We start from the raw sequence: 17,125 nt of genomic DNA on the forward strand, positions 1-17,125 counted from the left end.
TCGGTACGAAACCGGCGTACAAAACGGACGTTTCGTACGCATGGTCGCGCGGCTCTAGTCGCTCAAGCGGCTGATGATCACGGTCACTTCCGGGCGCTTGCCGATCTCGTTTTGCGCCGATTGCCGGGTCAGCTTGCGCAACCCGTCCTCCAGCTTGTCGTCATCGGCCAGGGTCTTGCGTCCGGCACGGCCCATGAACTGGCTCAGATCCTCCTCCAGCACCTCGACAAGCGGCGCGCGGCTGTTGCCTTCTTCTGGCAAGCCCTTGATTTCACACCAGGGTTCGCCAAGCGCCTCGTCGGCTTCGTCCAGGATCACATTGACCGTGACATGCCCGTTCAGGGCCATGCGGATACGGTCGCGCACGATCCCGTCCAGCGCACCGATCTTGACGCTGCCATCCAGATAGGTGCGCCCGGTCTCGACATATTCGCAGACCTGCGCGCGCGGGCCGGTCAGGTCGATCATCGTGCCATTCACCGCAAGAACCCCCTGTATCTTCTTGGAATTGGCCAGTTTTACATGTTCACGCAGATGCCGGTGCTCGCCATGCATGGGCACCAGAACCTCGGGTTTAAGCAGGCTGTGCAGCTCTTCCAGGTCAGGCCGGTTGGCATGACCCGATACATGGTAAAGCCCGCCGGAATCATCCACGACTTCGACGCCCAACTCGCTGAATTGGTTCATGATTTTGATGACACCGCGTTCGTTTCCGGGGATCGTCTTGGACGAGAACAGGAACGTATCCCCCTCCTTCATCTTCAGCCCCAGATAGCTGCCCTGCGCCAGTTGCGCGCTCGCCGCGCGGCGTTCGCCCTGACTGCCGGTGACGATCAGCATCAGGTTCTCGCGCGGAATTTCCTTTGCTTCTTCGGGGCTTACGGTTTTCGGAAAGGATGTCAGAACACCCGTTTCCACTGCTGCCTCGATCATCCGCCGCATCGCCCGCCCCAGCAGGCAGACCGACCGCCCCGCGCCATGCGCAGCCTCGGCCAGTGTCTTGACCCGTGCGACATTGCTGGCAAAGGTCGTCGAGACGACCATGCCCTTGGCCCCCTTGATCAGCGCGCCGATTTCGGGCGCAAGGGTACTTTCAGAACGCCCCGCATGTGTATTGAAAACATTGGTTGAATCGCACATCAGCGCCTTGACGCCCGGCTCCGCCAGACTGGCCCAGAGATCGGGTTCGAAGGGTTCCCCGACCACCGGGTCGACGTCGATCTTGAAGTCACCCGAATGCACGATGCGCCCGGCGGGTGTGTCGATGACAAGCCCGGAACTCTCTGGAATCGAATGGGAAATCGGCACGAACCCGACCTTGAACGGCCCCGCCTCGGTGATCTCGGGCCAGGGCGACACCGTGCGCACCGATTTTTCGGAATAGCCGAACTCCTCCATCTTGCGGCGCGCGATATTGGCGGTGAAGGCCCGCGCATAGATCGGCGCGCCCAGCTGCTCATGGTAATGCGCGACGGCGCCCACATGATCCTCGTGGGCATGGGTGATAAAGATCGCCTCCAGCTGGTCACGACGCTCTGCAAGCCATTGAATATCCGGGAAAATAAGGTTCACACCGGGGGATGTGTCCATGTCGGGAAAGGTCACGCCGAGGTCGACCAGGATCAGCCGCTCCTTGCCCGGCTTGCCATAGCCGTAGACATAGGCGTTCATGCCGATTTCCCCCGCGCCCCCGAGGGGCAGGTAGATCAATCTTTCGCTGCTCATACGTTCTCTGCTTTCTTGTTGTAGTCATGAATCACGGCCAGACCGTGCATTGTCAGATCATCTTCTATGCTGTCGAACAGCATCTCGCCCTGCGCGAAGAGCGGCGCAAGCCCGCCCGTCCCGATGATGCGCATGGGCCGTTCATATTCGGCGCGGATGCGATTGCAGATACCGGTCACAAGCCCCACATAGCCCCAGAAAACGCCCGACTGCATACAGTCTACCGTGTTGGTTCCAATGACTTTTTGCGGCATGGTCACATCCACATGCGGCAGCGCCGCCGCCGCCGTGTGCAGCGCCTCGAGGCTCAGGTTGACCCCCGGCGCGATCACGCCCCCGACATAGGCGCCGTCATGGGCCACCACGTCGAATGTGGTCGCCGTGCCGAAATCCACCACGATAAGGTCGCCGCCATTCCGGTCATAGGCACCCGCCGTATTGACCAGCCGGTCCGGCCCCACCTGCGTTCCCGGATCGACACGTGGCGCCTGGGGCAGCAGGCATTCGGGCTTGCCCACCACCATCGGGCGGCAGCCAAAAAACCTGTCGGCAAATACCCTGAGGTTGAACACCACCCGCGGCACCGTCGACGAGATGATGACATCGGTGATGTCGGTTTCGATCCCGTAATGTTTCACCAGCGTCGAGAACCATGTAAAATAGGCATCTGCCGTGCGTGCATGATGGGTCGACGTGCGCAGCGTGCAAAGGAATGTCGTGCCGTCCCAGATCGAGAAGACGGTATTTGTATTGCCACAGTCGATCGCCAGAAGCATCATCCGCCCCCTCAGAAAAAGACCTCGGCCGCCGGAATGGCGTGCCGGGATTTCGCTGTTGTTAGAACAAGATTGCCCGCCTCGTCCACCGTCTCGAAGGTTCCGGTCATCTCGTTGCGGGTGGTGCGCGCGGTGATGACCTCGCCCAGTTTCGCAGCCCGGTCCAGCCATGCCGCCCTGATGGGTGCGAAACCATATGTGATGAACTGCGCCTCATGGCGCGCATAGGCAGGCGCCAGAAGGTCAAGGAATTCCTCGGGCGTGACCCTTACGCCGGTCTCCGACAACAGCGAGACCGGGCGCAATGCGCCGGGCTCGACCTGCTCTGCGGTCGGGGCGGAAACAAGGTTCACGCCGATCCCGATGGCGAAATAGGACATACCCCCGCCGCTGCCCGCGCTTTCCAGCAGGATTCCGGCCAGCTTGCCACCGTTCAACAGCACGTCATTGGGCCATTTGAGCGTAAACCCCTCGCTGCGTCCTGTCGCGCCCACGAAGGCATCGAACAGCGCCAGCGAGGCCACGAAGGAGCGCAGCGCGACCTTGTCCGGACTCTCGGTGGGGCGCATCGCAAGCGTGGCGGCGAAATTGCCATCAGGGTTCGCCCAGGGCCGCCCGCGCCGCCCGCGCGCTGCGTTCTGGCGCAACGCAAGAATCCATTCGGGGCCGCTCAGCGTGCCCGCGATGCGCGCGGCCTCGGCATTGGTGCTGTCGACCTCCTCGAGCACCCGGCGCCCGACGCCCTCGGGCCAGCCGGTCATCGCACCACCCGCGTCGCAACCCCGGCGCAAGCACATTCCGAAACGAAGCGGCGCGCCCGCGGCGCGCCACCTTTCGCTGCGATATGATGCGTCAGCCGTTCAGTTGACAAGGGTCGCCGCCGCGGCCTGTGCCAGCGTCTCGACACCGAACATGTTGATGATCCCCACCACCATCAGCGCAGCGGATACCATCAGGAATCCCCATTGCACCGGCGAGCGCGCGGTTTCGAGCGGCTCGCGCTCTTCGCCGAAATACATGTAATAGACGATGCGCAGATAATAGAATGCCCCGATGACCGAGGCCACCACGCCCGCAACCGCCAGCCATGCCAGCCCGCCATCATAGGCGGCGCGCAGCACGTAGAGCTTACCGAAAAAACCCAGAAGCGGCGGCACGCCGGCCAGGCTGAACAGCAGGATCATCATCGCCAGCGCCCGGCCCGGATGCGCGCGCGAATACATGTTGAGGCTCTCAATCTCGGTGATCGGCTGCCCGTCACGCTCCATCGACAGGATAAAGGCGAATGTGCCGATATTCATCGTGACGTAGATCGCCATGTAGATCAGCATCGCCTGCACGCCAAAGGCATTGCCCGCCGCCAGACCCATCAGCGCATAGCCCATATGCGCGATCGAGGAATAGGCCATCAGCCGCTTGATGTCGGTCTGCCCGATCGCCGCGATCGCACCGAGGAACATGGACAGCAGGCTCAAGACCGCGATCACCTGTTGCCAGTCGCCCACGACGCCGCCAAAGGCGTCATGCACGACGCGCGCCAGAAGCGCCATCGCGGCGACCTTGGGCGCGGTGGCGAAGAAGGCGGTTATCGGGGTCGGCGATCCCTCGTAGACATCGGGGGTCCACATGTGGAAGGGCACTGCCGACACCTTGAAGGCCAGCCCCGCAAGAACGAAGACCAGGCCGATCAGCAACCCCACGGGCGCCTGCCCGTCAGCCGCCGCGATGATGCCCGAGAACAGTGTCGTCCCCGCATAGCCATAGGTCAGCGAGGCCCCGTAAAGCAGCAAACCCGAGCTGAGCGCGCCAAGCACGAAATACTTGAGCCCGGCCTCGGTCGATTTGGCGCTGTCACGGCGAAGCGCGGCCACCACGTAAAGCGCCAGCGATTGCAGCTCGAGCCCCATGTAAAGCGCCATCAAATCCCCGGCACTGACCATCAGCATCATGCCAACGGCAGCCAGCGCGATCAGTACAGGATATTCAAAGCGCAGGATCTTGCGCCGCATCATGTATTCCTGCCCCATCACCATGACGGCGGCGGCGCTCAGCAGGATCGTGACCTTGGCGAAGCGGGCGAAGGCGTCATCGTTGAACATGCCGTCGAACGCGGTGCGCGTGCCCTGCCCGGTCGTGCCGATCCACAGCGCCATCACCGTGAACAGCGCCGCCGTCAGCCAAAGCAGCATGCCCGCCATCCGGTCGCGCCCGGTATAGGCCGTGAACAGAAGCGCCGCGATCGCATAGACCGAGATCACGATCTCGGGCAGAATGACATTCAGATCAGCCTGCATTTCTCAGGGCCTCCGTTAATGCTGCGCCGCGGCCAGCTGATTGGCGGAATGCGCCTCAGCCAGGGCCGTGTCGTAGTTTGAAATCAGGGCTTCGACCGCGGGGCCGGTGATATCGGTCACGAGGCTGGGATAGACGCCCAGCAGAAGGGTCATCACCACCAGCGGCGCAAAGATCGCGCGCTCGCGCCCGGTCATGTCGGTGATCGACTTGAGGCTTTCCTTGATCAGGTCGCCCAGGACCACCCGGCGATAGAGCCAGAGCGCATAGGCCGCGCTCAGGATCACACCCACCGTGGCCACCGCCGCGACCCAGGTGTTGACCTGGAAGACCCCGACCAGCGTCAGGAACTCGCCGATGAAGCCGCTGGTGCCCGGCAGACCAACATTGGCCATGGTGAACAGCATGAAGATCAGCGCATAGGCCGGCATCCGGTTGACCAGCCCGCCATAGGCGTCGATCTCGCGCGTGTGCATCCGGTCATAGATCACCCCAACGCAGAGGAACAGCGCCCCCGAGATGAAGCCGTGGCTGATCATCTGGAAGATCGCACCGTCGATCCCCTGCTGGTTGGCGGCGAAAATCCCCATGGTGACATAACCCATATGCGCCACCGAGGAATAGGCGATCAGCTTCTTCATGTCCTCCTGCGCCAGCGCCACCAGCGAGGTATAGACGATAGCGATGGCCGACATCCACAGGATCAGCGGCGTCAGCACCTCGGCCCCCACCGGGAACATCGGCAGGCTGAAGCGCAGGAAACCGTAACCGCCCATCTTCAGCAGGATCGCCGCCAGCACCACCGATCCGGCGGTCGGCGCCTGAACGTGCGCATCCGGCAGCCAGGTATGCACCGGCCACATCGGCATCTTGACCGCGAAACTGGCGAAGAAAGCGATGAACATCAGCGTCTGCATCCCGCCGACAATGTGAATCCCGAGGATGCTGAAGCTTTCCGATCCGAACTGGTGATTGAGGAGCGTCACGATATCCGTGGTGCCCGCATCCGAGAACATGGCCACCATCGCCACCAGCATCAGCACCGAGCCAAGGAAGGTATAGAGGAAGAACTTGAAGCTCGCGTAGATCCGCTCTTTGCCGCCCCAGATGCCGATGATCAGGAACATCGGGATGAGACCGGCCTCGAAGAACAGGTAGAACAGCACGAGGTCCAGCGCCATGAACACGCCCAGCATGAGCGTTTCAAGGACCAGGAAAGCGATCATGTATTCCTTGACCCGCTTGGTCACACCCCAGGACGCGGCGATGGTCAGCGGCATGATGAAGGTCGTCAGCATCACGAAGAGCACGCTGATCCCGTCCACGCCCATCTTGTATTTCAAGCCCAGAAGCCACTGGCGCTCCTCGACGAACTGAAAGCCCGTGTCGTTGGGATCAAAGCCCACGAGGATGAAGATCGAGACGACGAAGGTCAGCGAGGTCGCGATCAGCGCCACCCACTTGGCGCTGCGCTGCGCCGCCGCATCCTCGCCGCGCAGGAAGATCGCCAGGATCGCCGCCGCGATCGCGGGGATGAACGTGGTGATGGAAAGCAGGTTATCCATTATTCAGCCCCCCCGATGAAGGTCATCCATGTCACGAGGACCGCGATCCCGATCACCATCGCAAAGGCATAGGTGAAGATGTAGCCCGATTGCGCCCGCCCCGCGAGCCGTGTGAAGAAGGGCACGATCCCCATCGCCACGCCGTTGATCGACCCGTCGATCACATCGCCGTCGCCGCGCCGCCAAAGCAGCCTGCCCAGCGATTTGGCGGGCTGCACGATGAGGAAGTCGTAGATCTCGTCGAAATACCACTTGTTGAGCAGGAAAAGGTAAAGCGGCCGCTGGTTCTCGGCCAGGCGTCGCGGCATGGCCGGATCCCAGACATAGAACCACAGCGCGACGACCAGACCGATCAGCATGGCCACGAAGGGGCTGACCTTGACCCATGCGGGCACGTCATGCGCCGCGTCAAGAACGGTGTTCTCGGGACCGACATGGATGGCGCCTTCACCCGGCTGACCGGAAAAGACATAGTGATGATAGTCCGCTGATGAGGCCCCGTCACTCTCGCCGCCCTCTGCGGCCTCGCCATGTTCCGACGCCTCGGCATAGGGCACGCCGAAGAACTTCGCGACCTGGTCGGTATGGCCGAAAAAGCTGCTATACCACAGCATCCCCGAGAAAACCGCCCCGAGCGCCAGCACCCCGAGCGGCACCAGCATGACAGTCGGACTTTCATGCGCGTGCTCATGGGTGTGCTTGTCGCCGCGTGGCTTGCCCCAGAAAGTCATGAACATCAGCCGCCAGCTGTAGAAACTGGTAAACAGCGCCGCGACCACCAGCATCCAGAAGGCATAGCCCCCCATTGAGCCGGCATAGGCCACCTCGATCACCGCGTCCTTGCTGAGGAACCCGGCAAAACCGATATGGGTCAGCGGAATGCCAACGCCGGTGATCGCCAGCGTGCCGATCAGCATCGCCCAGAACGTATAGGGCAGCTTCTTGCGCAGGCCGCCATAGTTGCGCATGTCCTGCTCGTGATGCATCCCGTGGATGACCGAGCCTGCCCCCAGGAACAGCATCGCCTTGAAGAAGGCATGGGTCAGCAGGTGGAACATCGCCACGCTGTAGACACCCAGACCCGCGGCCACGAACATGTAGCCAAGCTGCGAACAGGTCGAATAGGCGATCACGCGCTTGATATCGTTCTGCACCAGGCCCACGGTCGCCGCGAAGAACGCGGTTGATGCGCCGATGAAGGTGACGAAGGCCATCGCCTCGGGGGCGTATTCCATGATCGGCGACATCCGGCAGACCAGGAAAACACCCGCCGTCACCATCGTCGCGGCGTGGATCAGCGCCGACACCGGGGTCGGGCCTTCCATCGCGTCGGGCAGCCATGTGTGCAGGAAGAGTTGCGCCGATTTGCCCATGGCCCCGACGAACAGAAGGAATGCGATCAGGTTGGCCGCGTTCCATTCGGTCCACAGGAAGGTCAGTTGCGTTTCGGCCAGTTCCGGCCCGGCGGCGAAGATATCCTCGAAGCGGATCGAATCGGTCAGGAAATAGATCGCCATGATGCCAAGCGCGAAGCCGAAATCGCCGACCCGGTTCACCACGAAGGCCTTGATCGACGCCGCATTGGCGCTTGGCTTGCGGAAGTAAAAGCCGATCAGCAGATACGAGGCGAGGCCCACGCCCTCCCAGCCAAAGAACATCTGCGCCAGGTTGTCCGCGGTGACCAGCATCAGCATGGCGAAGGTGAAGAAGGACAGATACGCGAAGAAACGCGGGCGATAGCTTTCGTTTTCGCTGAAATTCTCGTCATGGGCCATGTAACCCATCGAATAGAGATGCACGAGCGCCGACACCGTCGTCACCACGATCAGCATGATCGCCGTCAGACGATCGAGCCGGATCGACCACTCGCTGCTCAGCGTGCCCGACTGGATCCAGTCGAGAATATGGATGATATGCGTCTCGCCGTCATGACCCAGGAACACGACCCAGGACAGGATGCAGGACAGGAACAGAAGGCCCGTGGTCAGCCATTGCGCGCCCATGTCCCCGATGACGCGCCAGCCGAAGCCCGCGATGATCGCCCCGATGAGAGGCGCGAAGAGGATCGTTTGCTCAATCATCGGATCAGCCTTTCATCACGTTGACATCTTCCACGGCAATTGTGCCGCGATTGCGGAAGAAGCAGACGAGGATGGCCAGCCCGATCGCCGCCTCGGCCGCCGCGACCGTCAGCACGAAGAGGGTAAAGACCTGCCCCACCAGATCGCCCAGATGGGCGGAAAAGGCCACGAGGTTGATATTGACCGACAGCAGCATCAGTTCGATCGACATCAAGAGGATGATGACGTTCTTCCGGTTGAGGAAGAGGCCGAAGATCCCGATGACGAACAGCGCCGCCGCGACCGTCAGGTAATGTTCAAGTCCAATCATTCGTGTCCCTCCGGGCCGCGCCCGTCCGTCTTTGTCTTTGCGTTGGTTCGCGCCTTTGCTTGCGGCCCGAACCGGTCGTCCTGTCCGGCGTGCCCGCGCCTAGAGGCCCTGCCCCGGCTTCACGTCCTTCAGTTCCATCGCCTTGGCCGGATCGCGATACATCTGCGCCAGAACGTCCTGGCGCTTGATGTCGGTGCGGTGGCGCAAGGTCAGCACGATCGCCCCGATCATTGCGACCAGCAGGATCAGGCCCGAGGTCTGGAACAGAAGGAAATACTTGTCATAGATCAGCAGGCCCAGGGCGGCGGTGTTCTCGACCCCCTCGGGCGTCACCGCCGCGCGCGCTGCCTCGGCACCCTCGGCCATCTGCCAGCTGCCATAGGCCAGGCCGAACTGCATCAGCAGGATCACCCCGATCAGCAGCGCCAGCGGCATGTATTTCGCCATCTCCGCCTTCAACTCGGCGAAATCCACATCCAGCATCATCACCACGAACAGGAACAGCACCGCGACCGCGCCGACATAGACGATGATCAGAAGCATCGCCACGAACTCGGCCCCCAGCAGAACGAAAAACCCCGCCGCGCTGATGAAGGCCAGGATAAGCCAGAGCACCGAATGCACCGGGTTTCGGCTGATCACGGTGAACAACCCTCCCACCAGCGCCGATACCGCGAAAAGATAGAATGACAGCACCGCGATGCTCATGTCTCGTTATCCTTTTCCTCGTTCTCGTCCAGAACCTCGCGGGCAAAATCCATCGCCCGGTTCATCGACGGGATGCCGGCAAAGACCGCCATCTGGGCGATCGTCTCGGCGATTTCGTCCGCGGTGGCGCCCGCAGCCAGAGCGTGGCGCACGGTCATGCGGATCTGCGTGTCGTTCTGCGCGCCCAGCATCGTCAGCCCCGCCAGCGTCAGCAAAAGCCGCGTTTTCGCGTCCAGCCCGTCACTGCTGATGCCCTTGCCGAACGTCACCTCCATAAGCTCCTTGGGCATCGTCGGCCAGAGCTTCTCCATCCCCTTGGGCGTGAAGGACTCGAGCGCGGGATTCATGGCTTTCGCCATCTCCTGCGCCTGCGCCATCATCGCTTCGAAGGGATTCTTGGGATCACTCATCTGTAAGGCGCGTCCAGTTCGAGGTTGCGGGCGATCTCGGCTTCCCAGCGGTCGCCGTTGTCCAGCAGCTTCTGCTTGTCGTAAAACAGCTCTTCCCGGGTCTCGGTGGCGAATTCGAAATTCGGCCCCTCGACGATGGCATCCACCGGGCAGGCCTCCTGGCAAAAGCCGCAATAGATGCATTTCGTCATATCGATGTCATACCGCGTGGTGCGCCGGCTGCCATCGTCACGCGGCTCGGCGTCGATGGTGATCGCCTGCGCCGGGCAGATCGCCTCGCACAGCTTGCAGGCGATGCAGCGCTCCTCGCCGTTGGGATAACGGCGCAAGGCATGCTCGCCGCGAAACCGCGGGCTGAGCGGGCCTTTTTCATGCGGATAGTTCAGCGTCGCCTTGGGCGCGAAAAAATATTTCAGGCCCAGCCGGAAACCGTTGAAGAAATCCTTGAGCAGGAAATAGCCCGCCGCGCGTCCGTAATCTATGTTCGCCATGGCTCAGCCTCCAATCGCCCAGCGGGCCCACATGCCGCCAAGCACTTCGAATTTTGCAAGAAACGCCACGATCACCACCCATCCCAGCGACAGCGGCAGGAACACCTTCCAGCCGATCCGCATGAGCTGATCATAGCGGTAACGCGGGGTGATCGCCTTGACCATCGCGAAGATGAAGAAGAAGAACGCCATCTTTCCGATCATCCACAGCGCGCCATCCGGCAGGCCCGGAATGGGCGACAGCCAGCCGCCGAAGAACAACAGCGACGTCAGCGCGCACATCAGGAAGATCGCGATATATTCCCCCGCCATGAACAACAGGAAGGGCGTTGCCGAATATTCCACCTGATAGCCCGCGACCAGTTCGGACTCCGCCTCGGGCAGGTCAAAGGGCGGCCGGTTGGTCTCGGCCAGCGCCGAGATGAAGAACAGGAACACCATCGGCAGATGCGGTAGCCAGTACCAGCCGAAAAAGCCGTATGCCGTGTCCTGCGCCGCGACGATCGAACCGAAATTCATCGACCCGGTCGAAATGATCACCCCGATGATGATCAACCCGATACTGACTTCGTAGGAAATCATCTGCGCCGCCGAGCGCAGCGAGCCAAGGAACGGGTATTTCGAGTTCGACGCCCAACCGCCCATGATCACGCCGTAAACCTCCAGCGAGGACACCGCGAAAACGAACAGGATGGCGACATTGATGTCGCTCAGAACCCAACCCTCGTTGAACGGGATCACCGCCCAGGCCAGGATCGCCAGCACGAAACTGGTCATCGGCGCCAGCATGAACACCGCCTTGTCGGCGCCCGCCGGAACGACCACCTCCTTGACCACGTATTTCAACGCGTCCGCAACCGATTGCAGGATCCCGAAGACACCCACCACGTTCGGCCCCCGGCGCATCTGGACGGCGGCCCAGATCTTGCGGTCCCCGTAAACCAGGAACAACAGCGAGATCATCACGAAACCCACCACGGCAAGACATTGCGCCACGATGATCACCGCGATCCCGAACGGGGTTGTAAAGAAGTCAGCCATCAGGTCCTCACACCATCGGTATTCCGTTTTCCGCGCAATCGGCGGCGACGACTTCCGCGTCCATCGTCTTCAATCCCCGGGGCAGCGCAGACGAGATCGTATAAACCGCATCGCCGTGCCAGATACCACCCGCTTCATCGATATTCGTGCGCAAATGCCGGGCAAATCCATAACCCCGGATCAGCGTGTACTGCGCCGCGGCGCAATCTGCATAGCGGCTCACATCCCCGCGATCGCGCGCGCCGGTCATGGTCACCTTGAAACTGACCAGATCGTCGCCCAGCAGACGGGTCTCGACGCCCCGGTAATCGGGGCTGAAATCCACGCGCGACGCATCCACCGTCTCGCATCCCGAGACGGCCCCGGCGCATAGCAGCCAGAACGCGGATATGAGCGCCGCGCGCGCCATCACTCGGCAGCCACCGGCGCCTGGTGGCGGGCCTTGGCATTGGCGCTCAGCTCGGCCATCAGTTCACTGGCGCGGGCAATCGGGTTGGTCAGATAGAAATCCCGGATGACAGGGCGGAAATCGGCCTTGCCCAGCTTGCCCTTGGGCAGCGGCTGCCATTCATTTTCCACGACCTGATCGACCTTCGCCAGATGCGGCACCTCGGCCACCAGCCCCTTGCGCAGCTGGATCAGCGAATCATAGGGCAGCGCCTGCCCCATCTCGCCCGAGAGCGCGCGCAGGATCGCCCAGTTCTCCTTGGCCTCGCCCGGCGGGAAACTGGCGCGCAACGCCAGTTGCGGGCGACCCTCGGTATTGACGAACAGGCCCTGTTCCTCGGGATAGGCGGCGCCAGGCAGGATCACATCGGCCCGATGCGCCCCGCGGTCACCATGGCTCCCCTGATAGATGACAAAGGGACCATCCTGAATGTCGATCTCGTCGGCCCCGAGGTTGTAGATCACGTCCGCCCCGTCGATGGCGGCCTCCATGCCGCCCTCGGTCGTGCAGCCGGCATCCATCGCACCGACCCGCCCGGCGGCGCTGTGCAGCACCAGAACCCGGCCCGAAATCGCCTGTGCGGCGGCCAGAACGGCCGCGCCATCGGCCTCGTTCAGGGCACCCTGCCCGACGATCACGATGGCATCCTCGCCCGCCTTGACCTTCGAGAGCGCGTCGCGCCCGGTCCCTGCATGGCTGTGCTCATAGGTCAGGTCAGCCGCCTGACCGATCAGCGTGACATTCGCACCGTTGATCCAGGCCTTGCGAATACGCGCGTTCAGCACCGGGGCCTCGATCGCCGGATTGGTGCCGATCAGAACGAATTCCTTTGCAGTATCAAGCTCTTCGATGGCGACATTGCCCACGTAACCCGAACGGTTGCCCGCCGGAAGGCGCGCGCCATCGGTGCGGCATTCCACGTTGCCGCCCTGCCCCTCGACTAGTTGCTTGAGGGCAAAGGCCGCCTCGACCGGGGCCAGATCGCCCACCAGACCGGCCAGCTTGTCCGCGCCCTTGATCTTCTGCGCCGCCTTTTCCAGCGCCTCGCCCCATGTGGCGGCGCGCAGCTTGCCGTTCTCGCGGATATAGGGGCGGTCAAGCCGCTGGCGGCGCAGCCCGTCCCAGACAAAGCGCGTCTTGTCGGAAATCCATTCCTCGTTCACGCCGTCATGGTTGCGCGGCAGGATGCGCATGACTTCGCGCCCCTTGGTGTCCACCCGGATGCTGGAACCAAGCGCGTCCATCACGTCGATGGTCTCGGTCTTGCTCAGCTCCCAGGGCCGTGCCGTGAAGGCATAGGGTTTCGAGACCAGCGCCCCCACCGGACAGAGGTCGATGATGTTGCCCTGCAGATTGCTGTCCAGCGTCTCGCCCAGATACGAGGTGATCTCGGCATCCTCGCCCCGGCCGGTCTGCCCCATCTGGGCGATCCCGGCCACCTCGGTGGTGAAACGCACGCAGCGCGTGCAGGAAATGCAGCGCGTCATATGGGTTTCGACCAGCGGGCCGAGGTCCAGATCATCCACCGCGCGCTTGGGCTCGCGATAGCGGCTGAAATCCACGCCATAGGCCATCGCCTGATCCTGCAGGTCGCATTCGCCGCCCTGATCGCAGATCGGGCAATCCAGCGGATGGTTGATCAACAGGAATTCCATCACCCCCTCGCGGGCCTTCTTGACCATGGGCGAGTTGGTCTTGACCACCGGCGGCTGGCCTTCCGGGCCGGGGCGCAGGTCGCGCACCTGCATTGCGCAGGAGGCAGCGGGCTTGGGCGGCCCGCCGACCACTTCGACCAGGCACATGCGGCAATTGCCCGCGATCGACAGGCGCTCGTGATAGCAGAAGCGCGGGATCTCGATGCCGGCCTGCTCACAGGCCTGGATCAGCGTCATCGCGCCTTCCGCTTCCACTTCCTGATCGTCGATGATGATCTTGCGCAGGTCAGACATGGTTTCTCACTTCGCTCTCAGCAGCAGGCCGATCTGGCTCTGCTTTTGTATTTCGGCGCGACCAAGGTCACAGAGGCTGGCCGGGTCGTAATTGCTGGCGCCGCGCGCCTTGAAATATTCGTTGCGCTTCTCGCGCATCCGCGCCTTTTCGATGTCGTCATTGATATACGCGTCGATCTCGGCTTCGCTGTAGCCCCGCTCGACCGCCATCTCCTTGAGCGAACTGACATAGGAACGCGCGGTAAAGAACCTGGCCGAGATATCGCCACAGGCGCGGCGGATCTTGTCGGCCACGGCGACCGTCAACAATCCGGCATTGATATCCGCCTCTCCGGGCAAACCCGTCTGCTGGGTCGAAGCCTGCCCCATGGCGGCGGTGGCGCTCATGGCGGCGATCAGGACATATGGTTTGAGGTTGATCATGCGGTGTCTCCTTTCGTTAGCAGGGCAGGACGCACTGATTGCGCCGCCCCATCTGCACCGCAGATGGGTGTGAAGCCGCGCGCTATGCAATAACACGCGAGCCATCCCCCCGATATGAAAGCGGTCTTCACCATATGACGCAGCGTCCCGCCACCACCAGATTGCCGTTCGCCAGCTGCAAACGCCCGTCTTCGGCATCCGGGCTCTGGCTCCATTCGATGCCGGACGTGCCGAAATTCGTCAGGCAATAGCGAGTCGCCTCATAGCGCCCGGCCTCGCGCGCGCCGGTCAGACCCTGATCGGTGCGCCGCACGGTCACGACGAAGTCCTGCCTGTCATCGGACGCCTTGGTCGCCTTGGTCGGGTAATAGTTCCCGTTGAAATAGACCCGCTTGGCGCGATCGCCGCAGGCCGCCAGTGCCACGCACGCCGTCAGGATCAGGATAAGTCCGCGCATCTGCCTACTCCGCTGCGACCGCGCTCACGCGGCCTGTTTTCTGTGCCTTGATGCGATCCTCGATCTCATCGCGAAAGTTACGGATCAAGCCCTGTATCGGCCAGGCCGCCGCGTCGCCGAGGGCACAGATCGTGTGGCCCTCGACCTGTTTGGTCACGTCGAACAGCATGTCGATCTCCTCGACATCCGCCTCGCCGCGCACCAGCCGGTCCATCACCCGCATCATCCAGCCCGTGCCCTCGCGGCAGGGCGTACATTGCCCGCAGCTTTCGTGCTTGTAGAATTTGGACAGCCGCCAGATCGCCTTGATGATGTCGGTGGACTGGTCCATCACGATCACCGCCGCCGTGCCCAGCGACGAGCCCTTTTCCTTCAGCGCGTCGAAATCCATCACCGCGTCGCGCATGTTCTCGCCGCGCACGCAGGGCACCGACGAGCCGCCGGGGATCACCGCCTTGAGATTGTCCCAGCCGCCCCGGATGCCGCCGCAATGGCGCTCGATCAGCTCCTCGAACGAGATCGACATGGAGTCCTCGACCACGCAGGGCGTGTTCACATGGCCCGAGACCGCGAAAATCTTGGTGCCCGCGTTGTTGGCACGCCCGAAACCGGCGAACCATTCGGGGCCGCGGCGCAGGATCGTGGGCGCGACGGCGATGGATTCCACGTTGTTCACCGTGGTCGGGCAGCCATAGACCCCCGCCATCGCCGGGAATGGGGGCTTCATGCGCGGCATGCCCTTCTTGCCCTCGAGGCTTTCCAGCAACGCGGTTTCCTCGCCACAGATATAGGCACCGGCCCCGTGATGCAGGTAAAGGTCGAAATCGTAACCCGACTTGCAGGCGTTGCGCCCGATCAAACCGGCCTCGTAAGCCTCGTCGATGGCCGCCTGCAGCGCCTCGCGCTCGCGGATATATTCGCCACGAATATAGATGTAACACACATGCGCCTGCATCGCGTAGGACGCGATCAGACAGCCCTCGATCAGCGTATGCGGATCATGGCGCATGATCTCGCGGTCCTTGCAGGTGCCGGGCTCGGACTCATCGGCATTGACCACCAGATACGAGGGCCGCCCGTCGCTCTCCTTGGGCATGAAGGACCATTTGAGGCCGGTCGGGAAACCCGCGCCGCCCCGGCCACGCAACCCGCTGGCTTTCATCTGGGCGATGATCCAGTCGCGGCCGTTCTGCAGGATTCTCGCCGTGCCGTCCCAATGCCCGCGCGCGATCGCCCCCTTCAGGGAACGGTCATGCATCCCGTAGAGATTGGTAAAGATACGGTCTTCGTCCTTGAGCATCCGATATCACCCTCGGTTGTCCCGGCGCGCGCGCCAGATTTGATAGGTCACCACCAGCGCCCAGATCAGGGCGGCGATGGCGGCGAAGTCGAACAGAAAAGCATAGCGCGACGACCAGCCCATCTGCCCTCCCAGCCATTGAGCCCCCATCCACAAGAGCATCGTGACCGCAATGACCACACCCACGGTGCGGCCCTTGCGTGCCAGTTGCATCTCTTGGGAACGGTCGCTCGTCATGTGTCGTTATCCCTCAGTACACGTCGCCGTCGTCTACGCGCTTTGAGAATTCCGTCTCGCCGCCCGAGGCCAGGACCTTGGCCTGTTCGACCCAGTTGTCACGGCTCACACGGCCCTTGAAGCCCTTGATATTGCCATCCACCCAGGCCACCTCATCCGGTCCCCAGCTGGCGATCTGGTCGAAATGGTAAAAGCCCATCTCGTTCAGCAGAGTTTCCAGTTTCGGGCCGACGCCCTTGATTTCCTTGAGGTTGTCAGCCTTTCCGCCCTTCGGGGCCGACAGCGCCTCGGGGCGGGTTCCGCCACCCTCTGTGGCTTCGGCGGGTTTGGCAGCGGGTTCCGCAGTCGGCTTCGCCGCCGCTGTCGCGGCTTTCTCACCGGCGTCGTCCTCAGCCTTGGCAGCAGTCTCGCCATCAGCACCGGCTCCGGCCTTGGCCGCTACATCATCCGCCGTCTCCTTGGCCTTGGCGCCCGTATCCTCGGCAGTCTCCTTGGCCTTGGCACCCGCCTCCGCGGCGGTCTCCTTGGCCTTGGCACCTGCATCGGCAGCCACCTCCTTGGCCTTGGCGCCCGCCTCCGCGGCGGTCTCCTTGGCCTTGGCACCCGCATCCGCGGCCGCCCGGCTTGTCGCCTGCGCCGCATCGGCCGCGCTTTCCTTGGCAGCTTCCGCAGTCGGGACCATTGCAGCACCCGCGCCCTGCTTCATGCAGAACAGCCGTGTCAGCACCAATCCGATAAACACCGCCAGCGCGGCGCCGGCCATCACCGCCGCGATGAACCCGACGGACCCGATAATACCCCTGATCACCAGGATACCCACCACGGCGGCAAGCACCCAGCTTATGATCCGGCACATGTTCCAGCCTTCACGTTGCGACATCACCCATACTCCCTTTCGTTAACAGAACCGAC

18 protein-coding genes are annotated in these 17,125 nt (G+C 62.6%); all 18 read right to left on the reverse strand.

Going from position 1 to position 17,125, the window contains the following annotated elements; translation table 11 throughout:
* Window positions 1-54: 54 nt before the first annotated feature.
* On the reverse strand, window positions 55-1,725 hold the full coding sequence (locus N5A93_RS06630; RefSeq protein WP_268954295.1) for a ribonuclease J: 1,671 nt from the start codon (window positions 1,723-1,725) through the stop codon (window positions 55-57).
* The gene (locus N5A93_RS06635) at window positions 1,722-2,501 is read right to left on the reverse strand and encodes a type III pantothenate kinase (RefSeq protein ID WP_268954296.1); all 780 of its coding nucleotides are present in this window, start codon (window positions 2,499-2,501) and stop codon (window positions 1,722-1,724) included. The genes N5A93_RS06630 and N5A93_RS06635 overlap by 4 nt, the downstream gene beginning before the upstream one ends.
* Window positions 2,502-2,512: 11 nt before the next feature.
* Window positions 2,513-3,262 (reverse strand): biotin--[acetyl-CoA-carboxylase] ligase, encoded by a 750-nt coding sequence (locus N5A93_RS06640; protein WP_268954297.1) that lies wholly within the window; start codon window positions 3,260-3,262, stop codon window positions 2,513-2,515.
* Window positions 3,263-3,361: 99 nt separating this feature from the next.
* Entirely contained in the window at window positions 3,362-4,795 is a 1,434-nt protein-coding gene (gene nuoN, locus N5A93_RS06645) for an NADH-quinone oxidoreductase subunit NuoN (protein ID WP_268954298.1), read from the reverse strand.
* A 15-nt stretch (window positions 4,796-4,810) separates the two neighbouring features.
* The gene (locus N5A93_RS06650; protein ID WP_268954299.1) at window positions 4,811-6,358 is read right to left on the reverse strand and encodes an NADH-quinone oxidoreductase subunit M; all 1,548 of its coding nucleotides are present in this window, start codon (window positions 6,356-6,358) and stop codon (window positions 4,811-4,813) included.
* Entirely contained in the window at window positions 6,358-8,436 is a 2,079-nt protein-coding gene (gene nuoL / locus N5A93_RS06655; protein WP_268954494.1) for an NADH-quinone oxidoreductase subunit L, read from the reverse strand. Before nuoL ends, N5A93_RS06650 begins: the two co-directional genes overlap by 1 nt.
* A 7-nt stretch (window positions 8,437-8,443) precedes the next feature.
* On the reverse strand, window positions 8,444-8,749 hold the full coding sequence (gene nuoK / locus N5A93_RS06660; RefSeq protein WP_268954300.1) for an NADH-quinone oxidoreductase subunit NuoK: 306 nt from the start codon (window positions 8,747-8,749) through the stop codon (window positions 8,444-8,446).
* A gap of 99 nt (window positions 8,750-8,848) precedes the next feature.
* Entirely contained in the window at window positions 8,849-9,457 is a 609-nt protein-coding gene (locus N5A93_RS06665; protein WP_268954301.1) for an NADH-quinone oxidoreductase subunit J, read from the reverse strand.
* Window positions 9,454-9,867: a carboxymuconolactone decarboxylase family protein gene (locus N5A93_RS06670; RefSeq protein WP_268954302.1), complete on the reverse strand. Its 414-nt coding sequence runs from the start codon at window positions 9,865-9,867 to the stop codon at window positions 9,454-9,456. Before N5A93_RS06670 ends, N5A93_RS06665 begins: the two co-directional genes overlap by 4 nt.
* A complete protein-coding gene (gene nuoI / locus N5A93_RS06675) occupies window positions 9,864-10,358 on the reverse strand; it encodes an NADH-quinone oxidoreductase subunit NuoI (RefSeq protein ID WP_268954303.1) in 495 nt (164 codons plus the stop codon). The genes N5A93_RS06670 and nuoI overlap by 4 nt, the downstream gene beginning before the upstream one ends.
* Before the next feature lie 3 nt (window positions 10,359-10,361).
* Complete coding sequence (nuoH, locus tag N5A93_RS06680) at window positions 10,362-11,399, reverse strand: NADH-quinone oxidoreductase subunit NuoH (RefSeq protein ID WP_268954304.1); 1,038 nt, start codon at window positions 11,397-11,399, stop codon at window positions 10,362-10,364.
* A gap of 7 nt (window positions 11,400-11,406) precedes the next feature.
* Window positions 11,407-11,808: a YNQ4 family lipoprotein gene (locus tag N5A93_RS06685; protein WP_268954305.1), complete on the reverse strand. Its 402-nt coding sequence runs from the start codon at window positions 11,806-11,808 to the stop codon at window positions 11,407-11,409.
* Entirely contained in the window at window positions 11,808-13,796 is a 1,989-nt protein-coding gene (gene nuoG / locus N5A93_RS06690; protein WP_268954306.1) for an NADH-quinone oxidoreductase subunit NuoG, read from the reverse strand. Before nuoG ends, N5A93_RS06685 begins: the two co-directional genes overlap by 1 nt.
* A 6-nt stretch (window positions 13,797-13,802) precedes the next feature.
* Window positions 13,803-14,219 (reverse strand): DUF5333 domain-containing protein, encoded by a 417-nt coding sequence (locus N5A93_RS06695; RefSeq protein ID WP_268954307.1) that lies wholly within the window; start codon window positions 14,217-14,219, stop codon window positions 13,803-13,805.
* 127 nt (window positions 14,220-14,346) lie between these two features.
* Window positions 14,347-14,676 (reverse strand): hypothetical protein, encoded by a 330-nt coding sequence (locus tag N5A93_RS06700; protein ID WP_268954308.1) that lies wholly within the window; start codon window positions 14,674-14,676, stop codon window positions 14,347-14,349.
* Window positions 14,677-14,680: 4 nt separating this feature from the next.
* Window positions 14,681-15,976, reverse strand: coding sequence for an NADH-quinone oxidoreductase subunit NuoF (gene nuoF / locus N5A93_RS06705; RefSeq protein ID WP_268954309.1), 1,296 nt, complete (start codon window positions 15,974-15,976; stop codon window positions 14,681-14,683).
* 6 nt (window positions 15,977-15,982) lie between these two features.
* Complete coding sequence (locus N5A93_RS06710; protein ID WP_268954310.1) at window positions 15,983-16,213, reverse strand: DUF5337 domain-containing protein; 231 nt, start codon at window positions 16,211-16,213, stop codon at window positions 15,983-15,985.
* A gap of 13 nt (window positions 16,214-16,226) precedes the next feature.
* Entirely contained in the window at window positions 16,227-17,093 is an 867-nt protein-coding gene (locus N5A93_RS06715; protein ID WP_268954311.1) for a helix-hairpin-helix domain-containing protein, read from the reverse strand.
* Window positions 17,094-17,125 lie beyond the last annotated feature (32 nt).

It is taken from the genome of Roseovarius salincola, from assembly GCF_026891095.1.
Classification (GTDB): domain Bacteria; phylum Pseudomonadota; class Alphaproteobacteria; order Rhodobacterales; family Rhodobacteraceae; genus Roseovarius; species Roseovarius salincola.

Bases quoted from the DNA above. Each gene is read 5' to 3' on its own strand.
- nuoK (WP_268954300.1), bottom strand. From the start codon at position 8,749: ATGATTGGACTTGAACATTACCTGACGGTCGCGGCGGCGCTGTTCGTC.
- N5A93_RS06695 (WP_268954307.1), bottom strand. From the start codon at position 14,219: ATGATCAACCTCAAACCATATGTCCTGATCGCCGCCATGAGCGCCACC.
- N5A93_RS06640 (WP_268954297.1), bottom strand. From the start codon at position 3,262: ATGACCGGCTGGCCCGAGGGCGTCGGGCGCCGGGTGCTCGAGGAGGTC.
- N5A93_RS06685 (WP_268954305.1), bottom strand. From the start codon at position 11,808: ATGGCGCGCGCGGCGCTCATATCCGCGTTCTGGCTGCTATGCGCCGGG.
- N5A93_RS06630 (WP_268954295.1), bottom strand. From the start codon at position 1,725: ATGAGCAGCGAAAGATTGATCTACCTGCCCCTCGGGGGCGCGGGGGAA.
- nuoI (WP_268954303.1), bottom strand. From the start codon at position 10,358: ATGGCGAACATAGATTACGGACGCGCGGCGGGCTATTTCCTGCTCAAG.
- N5A93_RS06665 (WP_268954301.1), bottom strand. From the start codon at position 9,457: ATGAGCATCGCGGTGCTGTCATTCTATCTTTTCGCGGTATCGGCGCTG.
- N5A93_RS06700 (WP_268954308.1), bottom strand. From the start codon at position 14,676: ATGCGCGGACTTATCCTGATCCTGACGGCGTGCGTGGCACTGGCGGCC.
- N5A93_RS06670 (WP_268954302.1), bottom strand. From the start codon at position 9,867: ATGAGTGATCCCAAGAATCCCTTCGAAGCGATGATGGCGCAGGCGCAG.
- nuoN (WP_268954298.1), bottom strand. From the start codon at position 4,795: ATGCAGGCTGATCTGAATGTCATTCTGCCCGAGATCGTGATCTCGGTC.
- N5A93_RS06710 (WP_268954310.1), bottom strand. From the start codon at position 16,213: ATGACGAGCGACCGTTCCCAAGAGATGCAACTGGCACGCAAGGGCCGC.
- nuoH (WP_268954304.1), bottom strand. From the start codon at position 11,399: ATGGCTGACTTCTTTACAACCCCGTTCGGGATCGCGGTGATCATCGTG.
- nuoF (WP_268954309.1), bottom strand. From the start codon at position 15,976: ATGCTCAAGGACGAAGACCGTATCTTTACCAATCTCTACGGGATGCAT.
- N5A93_RS06635 (WP_268954296.1), bottom strand. From the start codon at position 2,501: ATGCTTCTGGCGATCGACTGTGGCAATACAAATACCGTCTTCTCGATC.
- nuoG (WP_268954306.1), bottom strand. From the start codon at position 13,796: ATGTCTGACCTGCGCAAGATCATCATCGACGATCAGGAAGTGGAAGCG.
- N5A93_RS06715 (WP_268954311.1), bottom strand. From the start codon at position 17,093: ATGTCGCAACGTGAAGGCTGGAACATGTGCCGGATCATAAGCTGGGTG.
- N5A93_RS06650 (WP_268954299.1), bottom strand. From the start codon at position 6,358: ATGGATAACCTGCTTTCCATCACCACGTTCATCCCCGCGATCGCGGCG.